The sequence below is a fragment of the Faecalibacterium sp. HTF-F genome (assembly GCF_023347535.1).
Taxonomy (GTDB): Bacteria; Bacillota; Clostridia; order Oscillospirales; family Ruminococcaceae; genus Faecalibacterium; species Faecalibacterium wellingii.
In genome coordinates, this window is sequence record NZ_CP094473.1 from 2,248,225 (window position 1) to 2,261,683 (window position 13,459).

9 protein-coding genes and 1 pseudogene are annotated in these 13,459 nt (G+C 53.5%); 5 read left to right on the forward strand and 5 right to left on the reverse strand.

Annotated features, from left to right (window positions below; translation table 11 throughout):
• The first annotated feature begins 195 nt into the window (after positions 1-195).
• From MTP37_RS10665 to MTP37_RS10685, 5 genes are all read left to right on the forward strand, one after another.
• Positions 196-876 (forward strand): response regulator transcription factor, encoded by a 681-nt coding sequence (locus tag MTP37_RS10665; protein WP_097780795.1) that lies wholly within the window; start codon positions 196-198, stop codon positions 874-876.
• A gap of 9 nt (positions 877-885) precedes the next feature.
• Positions 886-1,923 carry a sensor histidine kinase gene (locus MTP37_RS10670; RefSeq protein ID WP_249237259.1) on the forward strand — a complete coding sequence of 346 codons (1,038 nt, stop codon included), beginning with the start codon at positions 886-888 and terminating at the stop codon, positions 1,921-1,923.
• A 101-nt stretch (positions 1,924-2,024) separates the two neighbouring features.
• Complete coding sequence (locus MTP37_RS10675) at positions 2,025-2,708, forward strand: ABC transporter ATP-binding protein (RefSeq protein WP_249237260.1); 684 nt, start codon at positions 2,025-2,027, stop codon at positions 2,706-2,708.
• The gene (locus MTP37_RS10680; RefSeq protein ID WP_249237261.1) at positions 2,705-5,059 is read left to right on the forward strand and encodes an ABC transporter permease; all 2,355 of its coding nucleotides are present in this window, start codon (positions 2,705-2,707) and stop codon (positions 5,057-5,059) included. The genes MTP37_RS10675 and MTP37_RS10680 overlap by 4 nt, the downstream gene beginning before the upstream one ends.
• 195 nt (positions 5,060-5,254) lie before the next feature.
• A complete protein-coding gene (locus MTP37_RS10685; protein WP_249237262.1) occupies positions 5,255-6,916 on the forward strand; it encodes a recombinase family protein in 1,662 nt (553 codons plus the stop codon).
• 242 nt (positions 6,917-7,158) lie between these two features.
• Here the strand turns inward: MTP37_RS10685 and tnpA are convergent.
• From tnpA to MTP37_RS10710, 5 genes and pseudogenes are all read right to left on the reverse strand, one after another.
• Positions 7,159-7,494: pseudogene (gene tnpA / locus MTP37_RS10690) on the reverse strand (IS200/IS605 family transposase); the annotation flags it as partial.
• Positions 7,495-7,778: 284 nt separating this feature from the next.
• Positions 7,779-8,600: a purine-nucleoside phosphorylase gene (locus tag MTP37_RS10695; protein WP_249237263.1), complete on the reverse strand. Its 822-nt coding sequence runs from the start codon at positions 8,598-8,600 to the stop codon at positions 7,779-7,781.
• A 655-nt stretch (positions 8,601-9,255) separates the two neighbouring features.
• Positions 9,256-10,758: a 4-alpha-glucanotransferase gene (gene malQ / locus MTP37_RS10700; protein WP_249237264.1), complete on the reverse strand. Its 1,503-nt coding sequence runs from the start codon at positions 10,756-10,758 to the stop codon at positions 9,256-9,258.
• A 16-nt stretch (positions 10,759-10,774) separates the two neighbouring features.
• Positions 10,775-11,593, reverse strand: coding sequence for an endonuclease/exonuclease/phosphatase family protein (locus tag MTP37_RS10705; RefSeq protein WP_249237265.1), 819 nt, complete (start codon positions 11,591-11,593; stop codon positions 10,775-10,777).
• A 7-nt stretch (positions 11,594-11,600) separates the two neighbouring features.
• The gene (locus tag MTP37_RS10710) at positions 11,601-13,283 is read right to left on the reverse strand and encodes a PTS transporter subunit IIBC (RefSeq protein WP_396344105.1); all 1,683 of its coding nucleotides are present in this window, start codon (positions 13,281-13,283) and stop codon (positions 11,601-11,603) included.
• Positions 13,284-13,459 lie beyond the last annotated feature (176 nt).

Genomic DNA, 13,459 nt, shown 5'->3' on the forward strand with positions numbered 1-13,459 from the left:
TAAAGGGTATCATGGATTGCAGGGCACGTCAAGATGGTTTTGCAAATTTTATTGCAGTAAAGCAGTGATAGTAGGACTTATGTTTAACACACGGCAAGAAACAATTTCCGTTTCGCACATTGTAATGTTCGCAGAAAAAACTTATAATGCTTTTGAACCTGTAGGACACACAAAACGCGGAAAAGAGAGGGAATCATGAGAAAACTGTTCCTTTTGGAAGATGATCTGAGCCTGATCAGTGGGCTGACCTTTGCATTCAAGAAACAGGGCTTTGCACTGGATACAGCCCGGACACTGGCAGAAGCCGAGGTGCTGTGGTCAGACAGAAAATATGACCTGCTGGTGCTGGATGTTTCCCTGCCGGATGGCTCTGGCTTCGATTTCTGCCAGAAGGTGCGGCGCACATCCAACGTGCCGATTCTGTTCCTGACCGCTTCGGATGAGGAAATGAACATCATCATGGGACTGGATATGGGCGGGGATGATTACCTGACCAAGCCGTTCAAGCTGGGTGTCCTGTTGTCGCGGGTCAATGCACTGCTTCGCCGTGCAAATGCGTCCAGCGCAGGAGAACCCGTACTGGAATCGGGCAGCATCACCGTCCGGCTGTTGCAGGGGCAGGCGTACAAAAACGGAATCTTGCTGGAACTGACCGGCGCAGAGTACAAGCTGCTCTGCTTCTTTATGCAGCATCCGAATGCCGTTCTATCCAAGGAACAAATTCTGGATGCACTGTGGGACTGCGATGGGGATTACATTGACAGCAGTGCCTTAACAGTGTATATCCGGCGGCTGCGGATGAAGATTGAGGACGACCCCGGCAAACCGCAGATGCTGCTGACTGTCCGCGGCATGGGCTATAAATGGAATGGGTAAAGGTGCCGTATGAAAGTATTCGCAAACCGGGAGATCCGAAATTTGTTCCAAGCCGTGCTGGCGGTCTGGGCGGTGGCATTGGCGCTCACGCAGGGCATCGTATGGCATACGACGCATGTATTTTCTTTCGGGTTACTGTTGGTTTTTCTGCTGCTGGGCGGCTGTCTCTGGGGCGTGCTTTTTCGCTATTTCCAAAGGCAGAGCGCGCTTCTGGAACAGGCAGTCCAGCAAATCCAAAGCTGTCTGGATGGCAACCCGGATGCACGACTGGACTGCGACCGGGAGGGAGAATTTTACCGTCTGTTTCACTCCGTTAATGCATTGGCGGCAGTTCTGAGCGCACACGCAGACAACGAGCAACGGGAGAAGCGTTTTTTGAAAAATACCATTGCAGATATTTCGCACCAGCTCAAAACACCGCTGGCGGCGTTGAACATCTACAACGGTCTGCTTCAGGACGAAGCTGTTTCGCCGTCGGAGGTCAAAGAGTTTGCAGACCTGTCCGAACAGGAGTTGGACCGCATCGAAACGCTGGTGCAGAATCTGCTCAAAATCACCCGGCTGGATGCCGGTTCGGTCGTCTTGGAGAAGAAAAACGAAAATGTTGCTGAAATGGTGCAGGACATCGCGCGGCAGTATCACTATCGTGCAGAGCAGGAACAGAAAAAGCTTGTTCTGTCCGGCTCAGAGGCGGTTACACTTTGGTGCGACCGTGACTGGATGCAGGAAGCTGTGGACAATCTTGTAAAGAATGCCCTTGACCACACAAAGAGCGGAGATACGATTCAGGTAGAGTGGAATGCACTGCCGTCCATGGTTCAGATCAAAGTGCGCGACAACGGCAGCGGCATCCACCCGGAAGATTTGTACCATATCTTCAAACGGTTTTATCGCAGCCGCTTTTCACAGGATACACAGGGCATCGGGCTGGGTCTGCCGCTGGCAAAAGCCGTTGTGGAAGCCCATCACGGCACCATTGAAGTAGACAGCGAGCTGGGAAAGGGCACGACCTTTACTCTGAATTTTCCGATTCCTACAAAATTGTAGGCTGCGTGTAGGCTTGCAGTAAGGTTGACGTGTTATCCTTTTCTGCACAGACAGAGATCATCCGTCTGAATCGAAGGAACCTGCAAAGTGAGGGATACACTATGGAACTATTAGAAGTCAACCATCTCTGCAAGACCTACGGCAGCGGAGAAACCGCTGTCCATGCGCTGAAAGATGTTAGCTTTTCAGTGCCGAAAGGCGAATATGTGGCGGTCGTTGGCGAATCCGGCTCTGGCAAAAGCACCCTGCTCAACCTGATTGGCGGACTGGATATGCCGACTTCCGGCAAGGTGCTGATTGATGGCAAGGATGTTTTTGCCATGAAAGACCGGGAGCTGACGATCTTCCGCCGCCGCAATATCGGTTTTATCTTTCAGGCATTCAACCTCATCCCGGAACTGACCGTAGAACAGAACATCCTGTTCCCGGTGCTGTTGGACTACCAAAAGCCGGACAGGGCATATCTGGAAGAACTGCTGACCGTGCTGAATCTGAAAGACCGTCGGAAGCATCTGCCAAGCCAGCTTTCCGGTGGGCAGCAGCAACGGGTAGCCATCGGCCGCGCCCTGATGACCCGCCCTTCCCTGATTTTGGCGGATGAGCCGACCGGCAATCTGGACACCCAGAACACCAGCGAGGTCATTGCCCTGCTAAAAGAAACATCCCGGAAATACGAGCAGACCATCCTGATGATCACCCACAACCGCAGCATTGCGCAGACGGCAGACCGGGTGTTGCAGGTATCGGACGGCTGCCTGACCGATTTTGGGAGGTGCCGGGAATGAGCAGCACAGAAATGAAAAGCTATCTGAGCCTGATCCCGATTTCTGCCAAGGTACGCAGACGGCAGAACCGCATGACGATTTTGTGCATCGTCCTTGCGGTGTTTCTGGTCACGGCGGTGTTCAGTATGGCAGATATGGCGATTCGGATGGAAACCTCAAACCAGCTGAACAAAAACGGAAACTGGCATATCATGGTAAAGGACATCTCCCCTGAAACAGCCGCAGAGCTTGCCGCACAGGAGGATGTTGCTGCATTTTCGGCGTATAGCGACATCAACGCTTCCCTTACGGAAAACTACTTTGCCGGAGATAAACGTGCCGCACTGGTAGGAGCAGATGATGCAATCCTTCAAATCTTTCCGGGAATGCAGTGTAGCACTGCCCCGGCGGATGGCGAAGTGCTCGTGACAGCAAACATCCGGGATTGGCTGGATGTCACGGTCGGTACAGCGATTCCGCTGACGCTCCCGGATGGACAGACCATTTCGCTTACTGTCGCAGGTTTCAATGAGGATACCTCCGATGCGAACCAGTATGATGCTGTTGTGCTGGTGATGAACCGCAGTACATTTTCTCAGATTGCCGCACAGGTAGAAGAATCCTTTGAAACACAGTATTTCATCCAGTTCAAGCCACGTACCAATTTGCGGCAGTCCATTGTGAACATCGAAAACAAGTACGAAATTTCAGAAGAAAAAATCTCCGAAAATACTTACCTGATGGCGTTGAACGCAAGCAGCAACAACGATTATATTGTAGGCTTATATGCGGTAGCGGCTGTGTTGGCTGGCATGGTCGTCCTTGCCGGAATTTTTATGATCACAGGCAGCATCAACAGCAATGTAGCGCAGCGTACCAGCTATTATGGAATGCTGCGTTGTCTTGGGGCAGGAAAAAATCAGGTTCGGATGCTTGTCCGGCTGGAAGCTCTTTTCTGGTGTAAAACTGCTGTTCCAGCAGGATGTGTGCTGGGAATCGTTTCCACATGGGGATTGTGTTCCTTTCTGCGTAGATTTATCGGCGAGGAGTTCAGCTCTTTACCAGTGCTTGGCATCAGCCCGGTCGGTATTATCTGTGGTTCCGTGCTGGGACTTATCACGGTTTGGTTCGCGGCATCTTCTCCGGCACGGCGGGCGGCAAAAGCTTCTCCGATCACAGCAGCAACTGGGAATGCGGTAGAAAATGCAGCGGATTCTCCGTGTCATGCTCGGTTGTTTGGAAGTCGTGCAGAGCTTTCTTTGGGCGTGAGCCATGCAACCTCGTCCAAAAAGAACTTGCTTCTGATGACAGGTTCCTTTGCGTTAAGCATTCTCCTGTTTTTGAGCTTTTCGGTTTTGCTTCGATGGGTTGGATTTGCGCTGAATCCGTTGCAGCCCTACACACCGGACTTATCGGTGGCTGAAACATCCGGGCAAAATGTCCTTGACCCGGTGCTGGTGGAGCAGCTGGAAGCTCTGCCGGAAGTCAAACACGCATTCGGGCGGATGTATTGCCCGCTCCCGGCGGAATATCAGGGAAAACAGGGGTCCATCGACCTGATTTCATACGATACGATACAGTTTGGCTGGGCGAAAAAAGACCTGATTGGCGGAACCCTTCCGCAGGAGCCGGAGGATGGCACATACCCTGTGCTGACGGTATTCGACAAAAGCAACTCCCTGACCGTGGGTGATACCATTCAGCTGGAGGATGCAAAGCTCACAGTCGTGGGTGTATTGAACGACAGCCCGTTCAGTAGTACCGATTCCCCGATTGTTATCTGCACCGAAGAAACCTTCCATCAGCTGACCGGGCAAAACCGCTATGCGGTGATCGATATTCAACTAAAAGATACCACAGCAGACGCAGCCATTGCACAAGTGCACACCCTGCTGAGCGACACGTTAAACAAGCAGGTTGTTTTTTCCAACCGAATCGAAGGAAATCGGATGATACAAAGCACCTACTGGGCGTTCCATCTGGTGGTCTATGCGTTTCTCATCGTGATTGCAGGAATCACCATTCTGAACATCATCAACAGCATTTCCATGAGCGTGTCGGCACGAATGAAGCAGTATGGCATCCTGCGTGCCATTGGGATGGATGATACACAGCTGAAACGCATGATCTCTGCCGAAGCTGGCACCTATGCGGTGTCCGGTCTTGTGGTGGGCATTGCGCTGGGTCTTGTGCTGAATCGGAAGCTGTATATCCTGCTCATCACCCATTATTTCGGTGCAGCGTGGCAGGTGCCGTGGGGCTGTCTTGCCGTGATTGTCGTAGTCGTGCTGGCGGCTGTGGTGCTGGCAGTATATAACCCGGTCAGGCGAATCCTCATGCAGCCCATTACTGCAACCATCAGTGAATTATAAGCCAGAACAACAGATGTCCACCAGCTTATGGCGAAAACCATAGGTCGGTGGGCATCTGATTTACGAAAAGAATTAAATGATGTTCGTTGATTTTCCCATTGCAAACCGTTGTAAAATATGGTATATACATTATACGAAACTGCATTTTGAAAGAACCGTTCACCGTTTAATGATGTGTAAAGTGAGGTGCTTGCTATGACCGCCGTAATCTACGCCCGCTATTCCTCGGACAACCAGCGCGAAGAATCTATCGAAGGTCAGATTCGTGAATGCACCGCCTATGCCGAAAAGAACGGCATCACCATCGTCAAGCACTATATTGACCGTGCCATCTCTGCCAAGACGGACAACCGCCCGGAGTTCCAGCAGATGATCAAGGACAGTGACAAGAAGCTGTTCGACATCGTGCTGGTCTGGAAGTTGGATCGTTTTGCCCGAAATCGCTATGACAGTGCCCGGTACAAGACCCAGCTGAAAAAGAATGGTGTCAAGCTTATGTCTGCCACCGAGATCATTTCGGATGGCCCGGAAGGTATCATTCTGGAATCGGTTCTGGAAGGTTATGCCGAGTATTACTCCGCTGATCTGTCCGAAAAGGTCATTCGCGGCATGACGGAAAACGCCCTGAAAGGCAAATTTTCTGGCGGTGCTATCCCTTTCGGCTACACCATCAACGCAGACCGCCGCTTTGAAATCGACCCACTCACAGCTCCCTTTGTAGCTGAAGCTTTCCAGCGGTACAATGACGGACAGACGATGCGGGAGATTCGGGATTGGCTCAATGAAAAGGGCATCAAGAATAAGCGCGGTGGGCCAATGACTTTCAATGTCATCCAGCACATGCTGAGCAACCGCCGATATATCGGCGAGTTGAAGTACCGGGACGTCCTGATTCCCGATGCGATTCCCTCCATTGTGTCCGCAGAGCTTTTCAACGATGTACAGGAAAAGATGTTGAAAAATAAGAAAGCCCCTGCCCGTAGAAAGGCAGAGGATGACTACCTGCTCACCACCAAGCTGTTCTGCGGCTACTGTGGGGCGTTGATGTTTGGCGAAAGCGGCACGAGCCGGACGGGTGAAGTCCACCGCTACTATAAATGTGCCACTGCCAAAAAGCACAAGGGCTGCAAGAAAAAGACCGTCCGCAAACAGTGGCTGGAAGATCTGGTGGTCAACCAGACCATGCAGCTTGTCAAGGACGATGCCGCTATGGAATCCATCATCGCCAAGGTGATGGAGTTGCAAAACAAGGAGAACACCAACATTCCCCTTTATGAAAAGCAGCTCCGGGATGCAGAATCCGGTATCCAGAATATGCTGAACGCGATACAGGCTGGAATCCTAACCAGTTCCACCAAGGAGCGGCTGGAGCAGTTGGAAGAAACCAAGCGTGAGCTTGAAGCCCGCATTGCGGAAGAAAAGCTGGCGAAGCCGAAAGTGACCGAAGAGTTCATCCGGTTTTGGTTGCTCCGGTTCCGCAAGCTGGACATGAGCCTGAAAGACCAGCGGCAGGCACTGGTGGATACCTTCATCAATGCGATTTATCTGTACGATGATAAGGTTTTGATAACCTTCAACTATAAAGAAGGAACACAGACCGTCACCTTTGGAGAAGCGACAGAAGTTGCATCCGAGGGAAATGGTTCGGATTTGGATTGCTTTACTGCACCAAGAAAAACCAGTACACAATGTGTACTGGTTTTTCTTTTTCGGTGCGGAAGAGGACTTGAACAGCAACGACGACGACCGCAGCCAGCGGCTGAAACAGGGAGGAGTTGTTGGGGCCGCGTTCTGATTTTTCAAAGCCCTGCCAAGGGGCTGCAGAAAAATCAGCAAACGCAACCCGTAAGGCCCTGACCGCCAGATTCCGCCGCGGTTCCCAACCTGTAGGAATGTCTACCGGGAGGCAGACTGTCCACTGTCTTTTTTGTTTTACATAGCAGTTTCTCTTTAGCAGTAACTGCGGATAAGAGGACTTGAACAGGGCGGCGGCGCGCAGCGCCGTAAGCAAAGCCACAGTGCGGCTTTGCTTAGCCTGCGGTTCCCAGCCCGTAGGAATGTCTACCGGGAGGCAGACTGTCCACTGTCTTTTTTGTTTTATTTACGTAATATCCTTTCGCCCAGAACACTCTCCTTCCGTATTTGTATTTTAGGTTTGCATGTCGCTCGAATATCATGAGCGTACTCTTCCCTTTGAGATACCCCATGAAATCTGCTACGGCAAGTTTGGGCGGTATCGACACAAGCATATGGATATGGTCTGGCATCGCGTGTGCTTCTATTATCTCTACATGCTTGTAATCGCATAGTGTCCTTAGTATTTTTCCAATATCTTTTCTTAGCTTTCCGTATATCACTTTCCTGCGATATTTCGGTACTAGCACTATGTGATATTTGCAATTCCAGCTCGTATGTGATAAACTTTTCTCGTCCATATGGATGAACCTCCTTTTGCTTTAGTATGCGGTTGGCGTTACCCGCTTCTAATTATAGCAAGAGGAGGTTCTTTTTCTACCGTTTCAACGCTACGGCTCTATTCTTCCACAAGCATAGCTTGTGGTTTTCTATATGAACGAAAAGACCGCTTCCGTTCAAAAAACGGAGGCGGTCTTTTGCGTCCGGCAGATCTACTACTGGTCAAAAGAAATTGATCGCACCAGGGTGAAGGATGCGCTGGACGCTCCATGCGCGCAGAGGTCTGGCATTGTTCTGGCCGTTTTTACATCTTCTGGATGACGGCACCAAGCCAGCGGCACATGGTATCTCCCGCCTGATTGGCAATTTCCAGCACGCGGGCATGGCTGTGCTTCACGGTCTGGATGCCGGTGGCCATATTGGTGATGCAGCTGACCGCAAGCACCTTCATTCCCATATAATTGCAGACCATCGTTTCCGGTACGGTACTCATGCCCACGGCATCTGCGCCCATGCCTGCAAAGGCGCGTATCTCCGCAGCGGTCTCGTAGCAGGGCCCCATGAATCCCAGATAGGTGCCCTCCTTGTAGTCGATGCCCATTTCCTCAGCGGTGTGCTTGGCAAGCTCCTGCAGTTCCAGATTGTAGGGCTCGGTCATGTCCGGAAACCGGGGGCCGAACCGTTCATCGTTGGGGCCGATGAGGGGATTCGTGCCCATCATGTTGATGAAGTCGGTGATGAGCATCAGGGTGCCGGGAGCAAAGTCCCGGTTGATGCCGCCGCAGGCATTGGTCAGCACCACCTGCTCCACGCCCAGCAGCTTGAGGACATAGAAGGGGTAGCAGACCTCCTTCATGCTGTAGCCCTCATAAAAGTGGAAGCGGCCTTCCAAGGCATAGACTTCTTTTTCGCCCAGTCTGCCTGCCAGCAAAGCGCCTTTGTGCCCTGCCACTGTGGATACCGGGAAGTTGGGGATGTCCTTGTAGGGCAGCTCCTCTGTGTCGGTAAAGTCTGCGGTCAGGTTTCCCAGCCCGGACCCCAGCACCACCGCCACCTTTGGGCGTTTGGTGGTGCGTGCCTTGATGTACTCTGCACTTTCCAGTGCTTTTTCATAAAGATGTTCCATAGTGTATTCTCCTTTTTTATGTGAGATCGTTAAACAAGGTGGACCAGAAGCATATTTCGATGCATCGGTTCCGCACCGCTATGTCAATGCGGGGCAGGAAACCGCAAAAATGACGCTGCTGATCCAATATTTATAAAAGAGCTCGATTGCAATAGGAGTATGAAAATCGATTTTCTGCTGCCGGAGGATGGCTTATAAAAATCGCGCAGTATCAGCAAAAACAGAGGGGCTGTTGCAAAACAGCCCCAACGAAAAAAAGAGATAGACTTTCCCGAAGGGGTTGCCTATCTCATTTTTTGTTGTAAGCTGAGGTTGTGAAAAAACAGATACAACAAGAACAGTATACAGGAACGGGCGGCACATATCAACAGCCGCCTCTGCCAATAAGCGAAAATATTTTAATCCACGGTCTGCATGGCTTCGCTCAGGGGATAGAGCCCATTTAAAAATCTGCGGAATATATAAAAAGCAAGTGCATCCCCTCTCCATCAAAAATTTTGGTTTTCGAGAAAAAGTGTTGCACTTGCTTTTCTTTATGTGAGATCTCGGTTTGAATTATCGCGTAATATCGTCAACCCAAAGAGTGCTGTATTTTGCAGCAGCCCCTTTGATTTTATGACCGCGATTTTCCAAAGCAGCGCTATGCCGTGTGCGGTCACGCCCAGTTTTTCCGCCCATAGCGGGTGGTCAGCAGGCAGATCTCCTTTTGAAGCTTCTTGGTCAGCTGGGTCTTTTTCAGCCGCCAGCGCCAGTTCTGGCCCACGGTGGAGGGCTGATTGATGCGGGCAGAATTGTCCAACCCCAGCCAGTCCTGCATGGGAACGATGCAGGTCGCCGCTGCGCTGCGCAGGATCAGTGCGATCATGCTTTTATAGAGCTGCTCTTCCGGGGTGGCGTAGTCGTACAGGTAGTCCCGCACCATGGCACGCTCGGCATCGGTGATGGTCTGGTACCACGACACCAGCGTCTCGTTGTCGTGGGTGCCGGTATAGGCCACACTGTTCACAGGGTAGTTGTGGGGCAGGTAGTCGCTGGCGCTGCCGGTGTCCCGGGAGTCAAAGGCAAATTCCAGCACCTTCATGCCGGGGAAGCCGCTGTCCCGCACCAGCTGACGGACCGTCTCGCTCATATAGCCAAGGTCCTCTGCAATGATTTCCCGCTTGCCCAATGCCTGCTCCACGGCGCGGAACAGCTCGATGCCGGGGCCCTTCTCCCAGTGGCCCTCCGCCGCAGTCTCGCTGCCGTAGGGGATGGAGAAATACTCATCGAAACCGCGGAAGTGGTCGATGCGCACCACATCGTACAGCTCGAAGCAGTACCACAGGCGGGTGATCCACCACTGATAGCCGGTTTCGCGGTGAGCTTCCCAGCGGTAGAGCGGATTGCCCCAGAGCTGACCGGTGGGCGAAAATCCATCCGGGGGAACACCCGCCACCGCCGTGGGCAGATTTTCCTGATCCAGCTGGAACAGCCCCGGGTTTGCCCATGCATCTGCTGAGTCCAGCGCCACATAGATGGGGATATCGCCGATGATCTGGATGCCCTTGCTGTTGGCGTAGGCTTTCAGTTTGCGCCACTGCTCGTCGAACTTGAACTGGAGATACTTGTGGTACTCCACCTCAAAATACAGCTCCCGGCGGTAGTAGTCCATGGCAAGCTGCCAGCGCAGACGGATGTCCTCGGCCCACTCGATCCACGGCTTGCCCTCAAAGCGGTCCTTCACCGCCATGAACAGGGCAAAATCATCCAGCCACCACTTGTTTTTCTCACAGAACGCTGTAAACACTTCGTTGTGGCCGATGTCGCTGCGGGAGTACGCCAGCCGCAGCAGACGGCCGCGCTCGGTATACAGGCGGCTGTAGTTGATGTCGTCTGCCTTGCGGCCGAAGTTTGCCTTTTTGCACTCGTCGGCAGTCAGCACCCCTTCCTCCACCAGTGCATCCAGACTGATGAAATACGGATTGCCCGCAAAGGCAGAAAAACTCTGATAAGGGCTGTCGCCGTAGCTGGTAACACCCAGCGGCAGGATCTGCCAGTAGGTCTGCCCGGCTTCCTTGAGCCAGTCCACAAAGTCGTATGCTTCCTGCGAAAAGCAGCCGATGCCGTAAGGGGACGGCAGACTGCTGATGGGCAGCAAAATGCCTGCACTTCTCTGCATCTTCGTTTACCTTCCTTTATAACTCGATCAAAATACCTGCATGGTCCGATACCTGTGGCTCCTGCAAGCCGTTGAACACCACCCGGCTGCTTTTTACGGCTGCTGCTCGGGAGCACCAGATCTGGTCGATGCGCTTTTTTGCCGCCGCATCCGGGGCGTCCCGCCAGCCATCGATGGCCTGCACAACGGTGTAGCCATCATCCCGCTGCTGCGCCAGACGATAGGTGTCCTGCCAGCCGCTGCGGAGGATGAGGTCATAGCCTTCCCCCCGCACGTCGGCTTCACTGTTGAAGTCCCCCAGCAGAAAGGCGGTCTGTTTTGCACCCGCTGCCTGCGACAGCGTTTCCCACTGGGCAGCAAACGGTTCTTCCTCGTCCTTCCACCAGCCCATGTGCACCGTGTAATACCAGACGTCTCCTGCACAGACGCCCAGTGTGCGGCGGGTCTTCCAGTTGCTGTAATCGTTTGTTTTGCTCAGCAGCAGGTTTTCGGCGGCGGTGATGGGCGCACGGCTGAACACCGCCTCGCCCTCATCGTAAATATCGTAGCCGACCTTTGCCGGGAGCCAGCTCCAGTAGTAGTGCACGCCCCGCTGTTCCAGCATCCGGGCCACCGCGGCGGCGTGGTTGTCCGCTTTCAGCGGCACCCTATTGCCAGGGCAGGGATAGTACCCTGCCGGAGCGTCCCCCAGCAGCGGAGCGGCGGCGGTCTGGTTCACCTCCTGCAGGGCGAACACCTCCGGCTGCTCCACTGCGATGAAGTTTACAAAGATCTCCCGCTTGGCCTCATAGTCCGGCTCGATGAGGCTGTGGGTATTCAAAGTCAGCAGTTTCATAGTTTTTTTACAAAATATCGTTGATATCAGATTTCAGAACGTCTGCCTTGGGGCCGTACACAGCCTGAATGCCGTCGCCCTTCACCAGCAGGCTCAGGGCACCCTCAGCCTTCCATGCGGCAAGGTCGGCCACCTTGGCGGGGTCCTTCACAGTAACGCGCAGACGGGTCATGCAGGCATCCACCAGCACGATGTTCTCACGGCCGCCCAGCAGGGCGATGATGCGCTCGGCCTGACCGTTGTCGGCCTTTTTGTCGGCCTTCTTCTCGGTCTTTGCATCGGCAGCGGAATCGTCCGCGTTGTCATCGGTATAGTTGCCCAGACGGCCCGGCGTAGCCAGCTTGAGCTTGCCGATCATGAAGTAAGCCACAACGTAGCCGATTGCAAAGAATGCGATCACGCAGATCACAAAGTTGATGATATCGCCGCCCAGACCGGCCTGCAGGGACATGGGGATGCGGGTGATGAATTCCAGATTGCCGAAGGAGTGCAGGCGCAGATGGATGATGCCTGCCATGGCGAACGCACAGCCCTGCAGCAGTGCGTACACGATGTACAGCGGCATGGCGCAGAACATGAACATGAATTCCAGCGGCTCGGTGACGCCGGTCAGGAACACGGCCAGTGCGGTGGAGATGAACATGGACTTATAGTTTGCGCGCTTGTCGGCGTCCACACGGCGGTACATGGCCAGTGCGATGCCCAGCAGCAGACCGGTAGCGCCGATCATCTGGCCTACCTTGAAGCGGGCGGGGGTAACGGTAGCCAGCAGGTTGTTGTAAGCAGCCATGTCACCGGCCTTCTTGAAGTTGATGAGGTCGTTGGCCCATGCCAGCCACAGCGGGTCCTGACCAAATACCTGACTGCCTGCATTGACGCCGGTGGCGATGGTGTAGGTGCCGCCGAAGGAGGTGTAGTTCATGGGGATGGTCAGCATGTGGTGCAGACCGAAGGGCAGCAGCAGACGCTCCAGCGTGCCATAGATGAACGGAGCCAGAACGGGAGAGGTCTCGGAAGAGTTGGCGATCCAGATGCCGAAGTTGTTGATGCCGGTCTGGACGACAGGCCAGAACAGCGACAGCACGATGGAAATGACCACCGAGTAGGCAATGACCACCATGGGCACGAAGCGCTTGCCGTTGAAGAAAGCCAGTGCATCCGGCAGCTTGCGGAAGTTGTAGTATTTATTGTAAGCCACACCGCCCACAAAACCGGCGATGATGCCCACAAACACGCCCATGTTCAGGGCCGGAGCACCCAGCACGGAGGTAAAGTAACCGTTGACGGCGATCTCCTGCCCGAACAGGGTGTGGGTCACGGCATTGGGGTCTGCCAGCATGGCGCTGGTGACGCCGAAGATGTTGCCGGTGATCACATTGATGAGGGCAAATGCCAGCACTGCCGCGAAGGCACCGCCGGCGCGCTCCTTTGCCCAGCTGCCGCCGATGGCCACGGCGAACAGGATGTGCAGGTTGTTGATGACTGCCCAGCCGATGTTCTCCATGGTGGTGCCGATGGTCATGACTGCTGCGATGTCGCCGCCGCCCATCTGCACCAGCTTGCCCAGACTGATCATCAGACCGGCAGCGGGCATGACGGCGATGACCGTCATCAGCACCTTGCCCAGCTTTTGTAAAAAGTCGAAGTTGATGAGCCCCTTTTTGCCCGGAGCCGCTTTTGTTGTTGCCATGATGTTCCTCCTTATTCCTTTTGCATCGTTTTACGCAAGTGTTGCGCCACGTTTGCGTAACTTTACGCAACAAGAATAATCCAACTCCGCAATTTTTACAAGAGTTTTCTATGGCAAAAATAAACTTTCTACGTTTTCTACAACACAGCAAAGGATTCTTTGTGAAAGTTGTCGAA

What these genes read in the sequence shown, in the direction of transcription:
- MTP37_RS10705 (WP_249237265.1), bottom strand. Translation starts at nt 11,593, where the DNA reads ATGAAACTGCTGACTTTGAATACCCACAGCCTCATCGAGCCGGACTAT.
- MTP37_RS10680 (WP_249237261.1), top strand. Translation starts at nt 2,705, where the DNA reads ATGAGCAGCACAGAAATGAAAAGCTATCTGAGCCTGATCCCGATTTCT.
- MTP37_RS10665 (WP_097780795.1), top strand. Translation starts at nt 196, where the DNA reads ATGAGAAAACTGTTCCTTTTGGAAGATGATCTGAGCCTGATCAGTGGG.
- malQ (WP_249237264.1), bottom strand. Translation starts at nt 10,758, where the DNA reads ATGCAGAGAAGTGCAGGCATTTTGCTGCCCATCAGCAGTCTGCCGTCC.
- MTP37_RS10675 (WP_249237260.1), top strand. Translation starts at nt 2,025, where the DNA reads ATGGAACTATTAGAAGTCAACCATCTCTGCAAGACCTACGGCAGCGGA.
- MTP37_RS10670 (WP_249237259.1), top strand. Translation starts at nt 886, where the DNA reads ATGAAAGTATTCGCAAACCGGGAGATCCGAAATTTGTTCCAAGCCGTG.
- MTP37_RS10685 (WP_249237262.1), top strand. Translation starts at nt 5,255, where the DNA reads ATGACCGCCGTAATCTACGCCCGCTATTCCTCGGACAACCAGCGCGAA.
- MTP37_RS10695 (WP_249237263.1), bottom strand. Translation starts at nt 8,600, where the DNA reads ATGGAACATCTTTATGAAAAAGCACTGGAAAGTGCAGAGTACATCAAG.
- MTP37_RS10710 (WP_396344105.1), bottom strand. Translation starts at nt 13,283, where the DNA reads ATGGCAACAACAAAAGCGGCTCCGGGCAAAAAGGGGCTCATCAACTTC.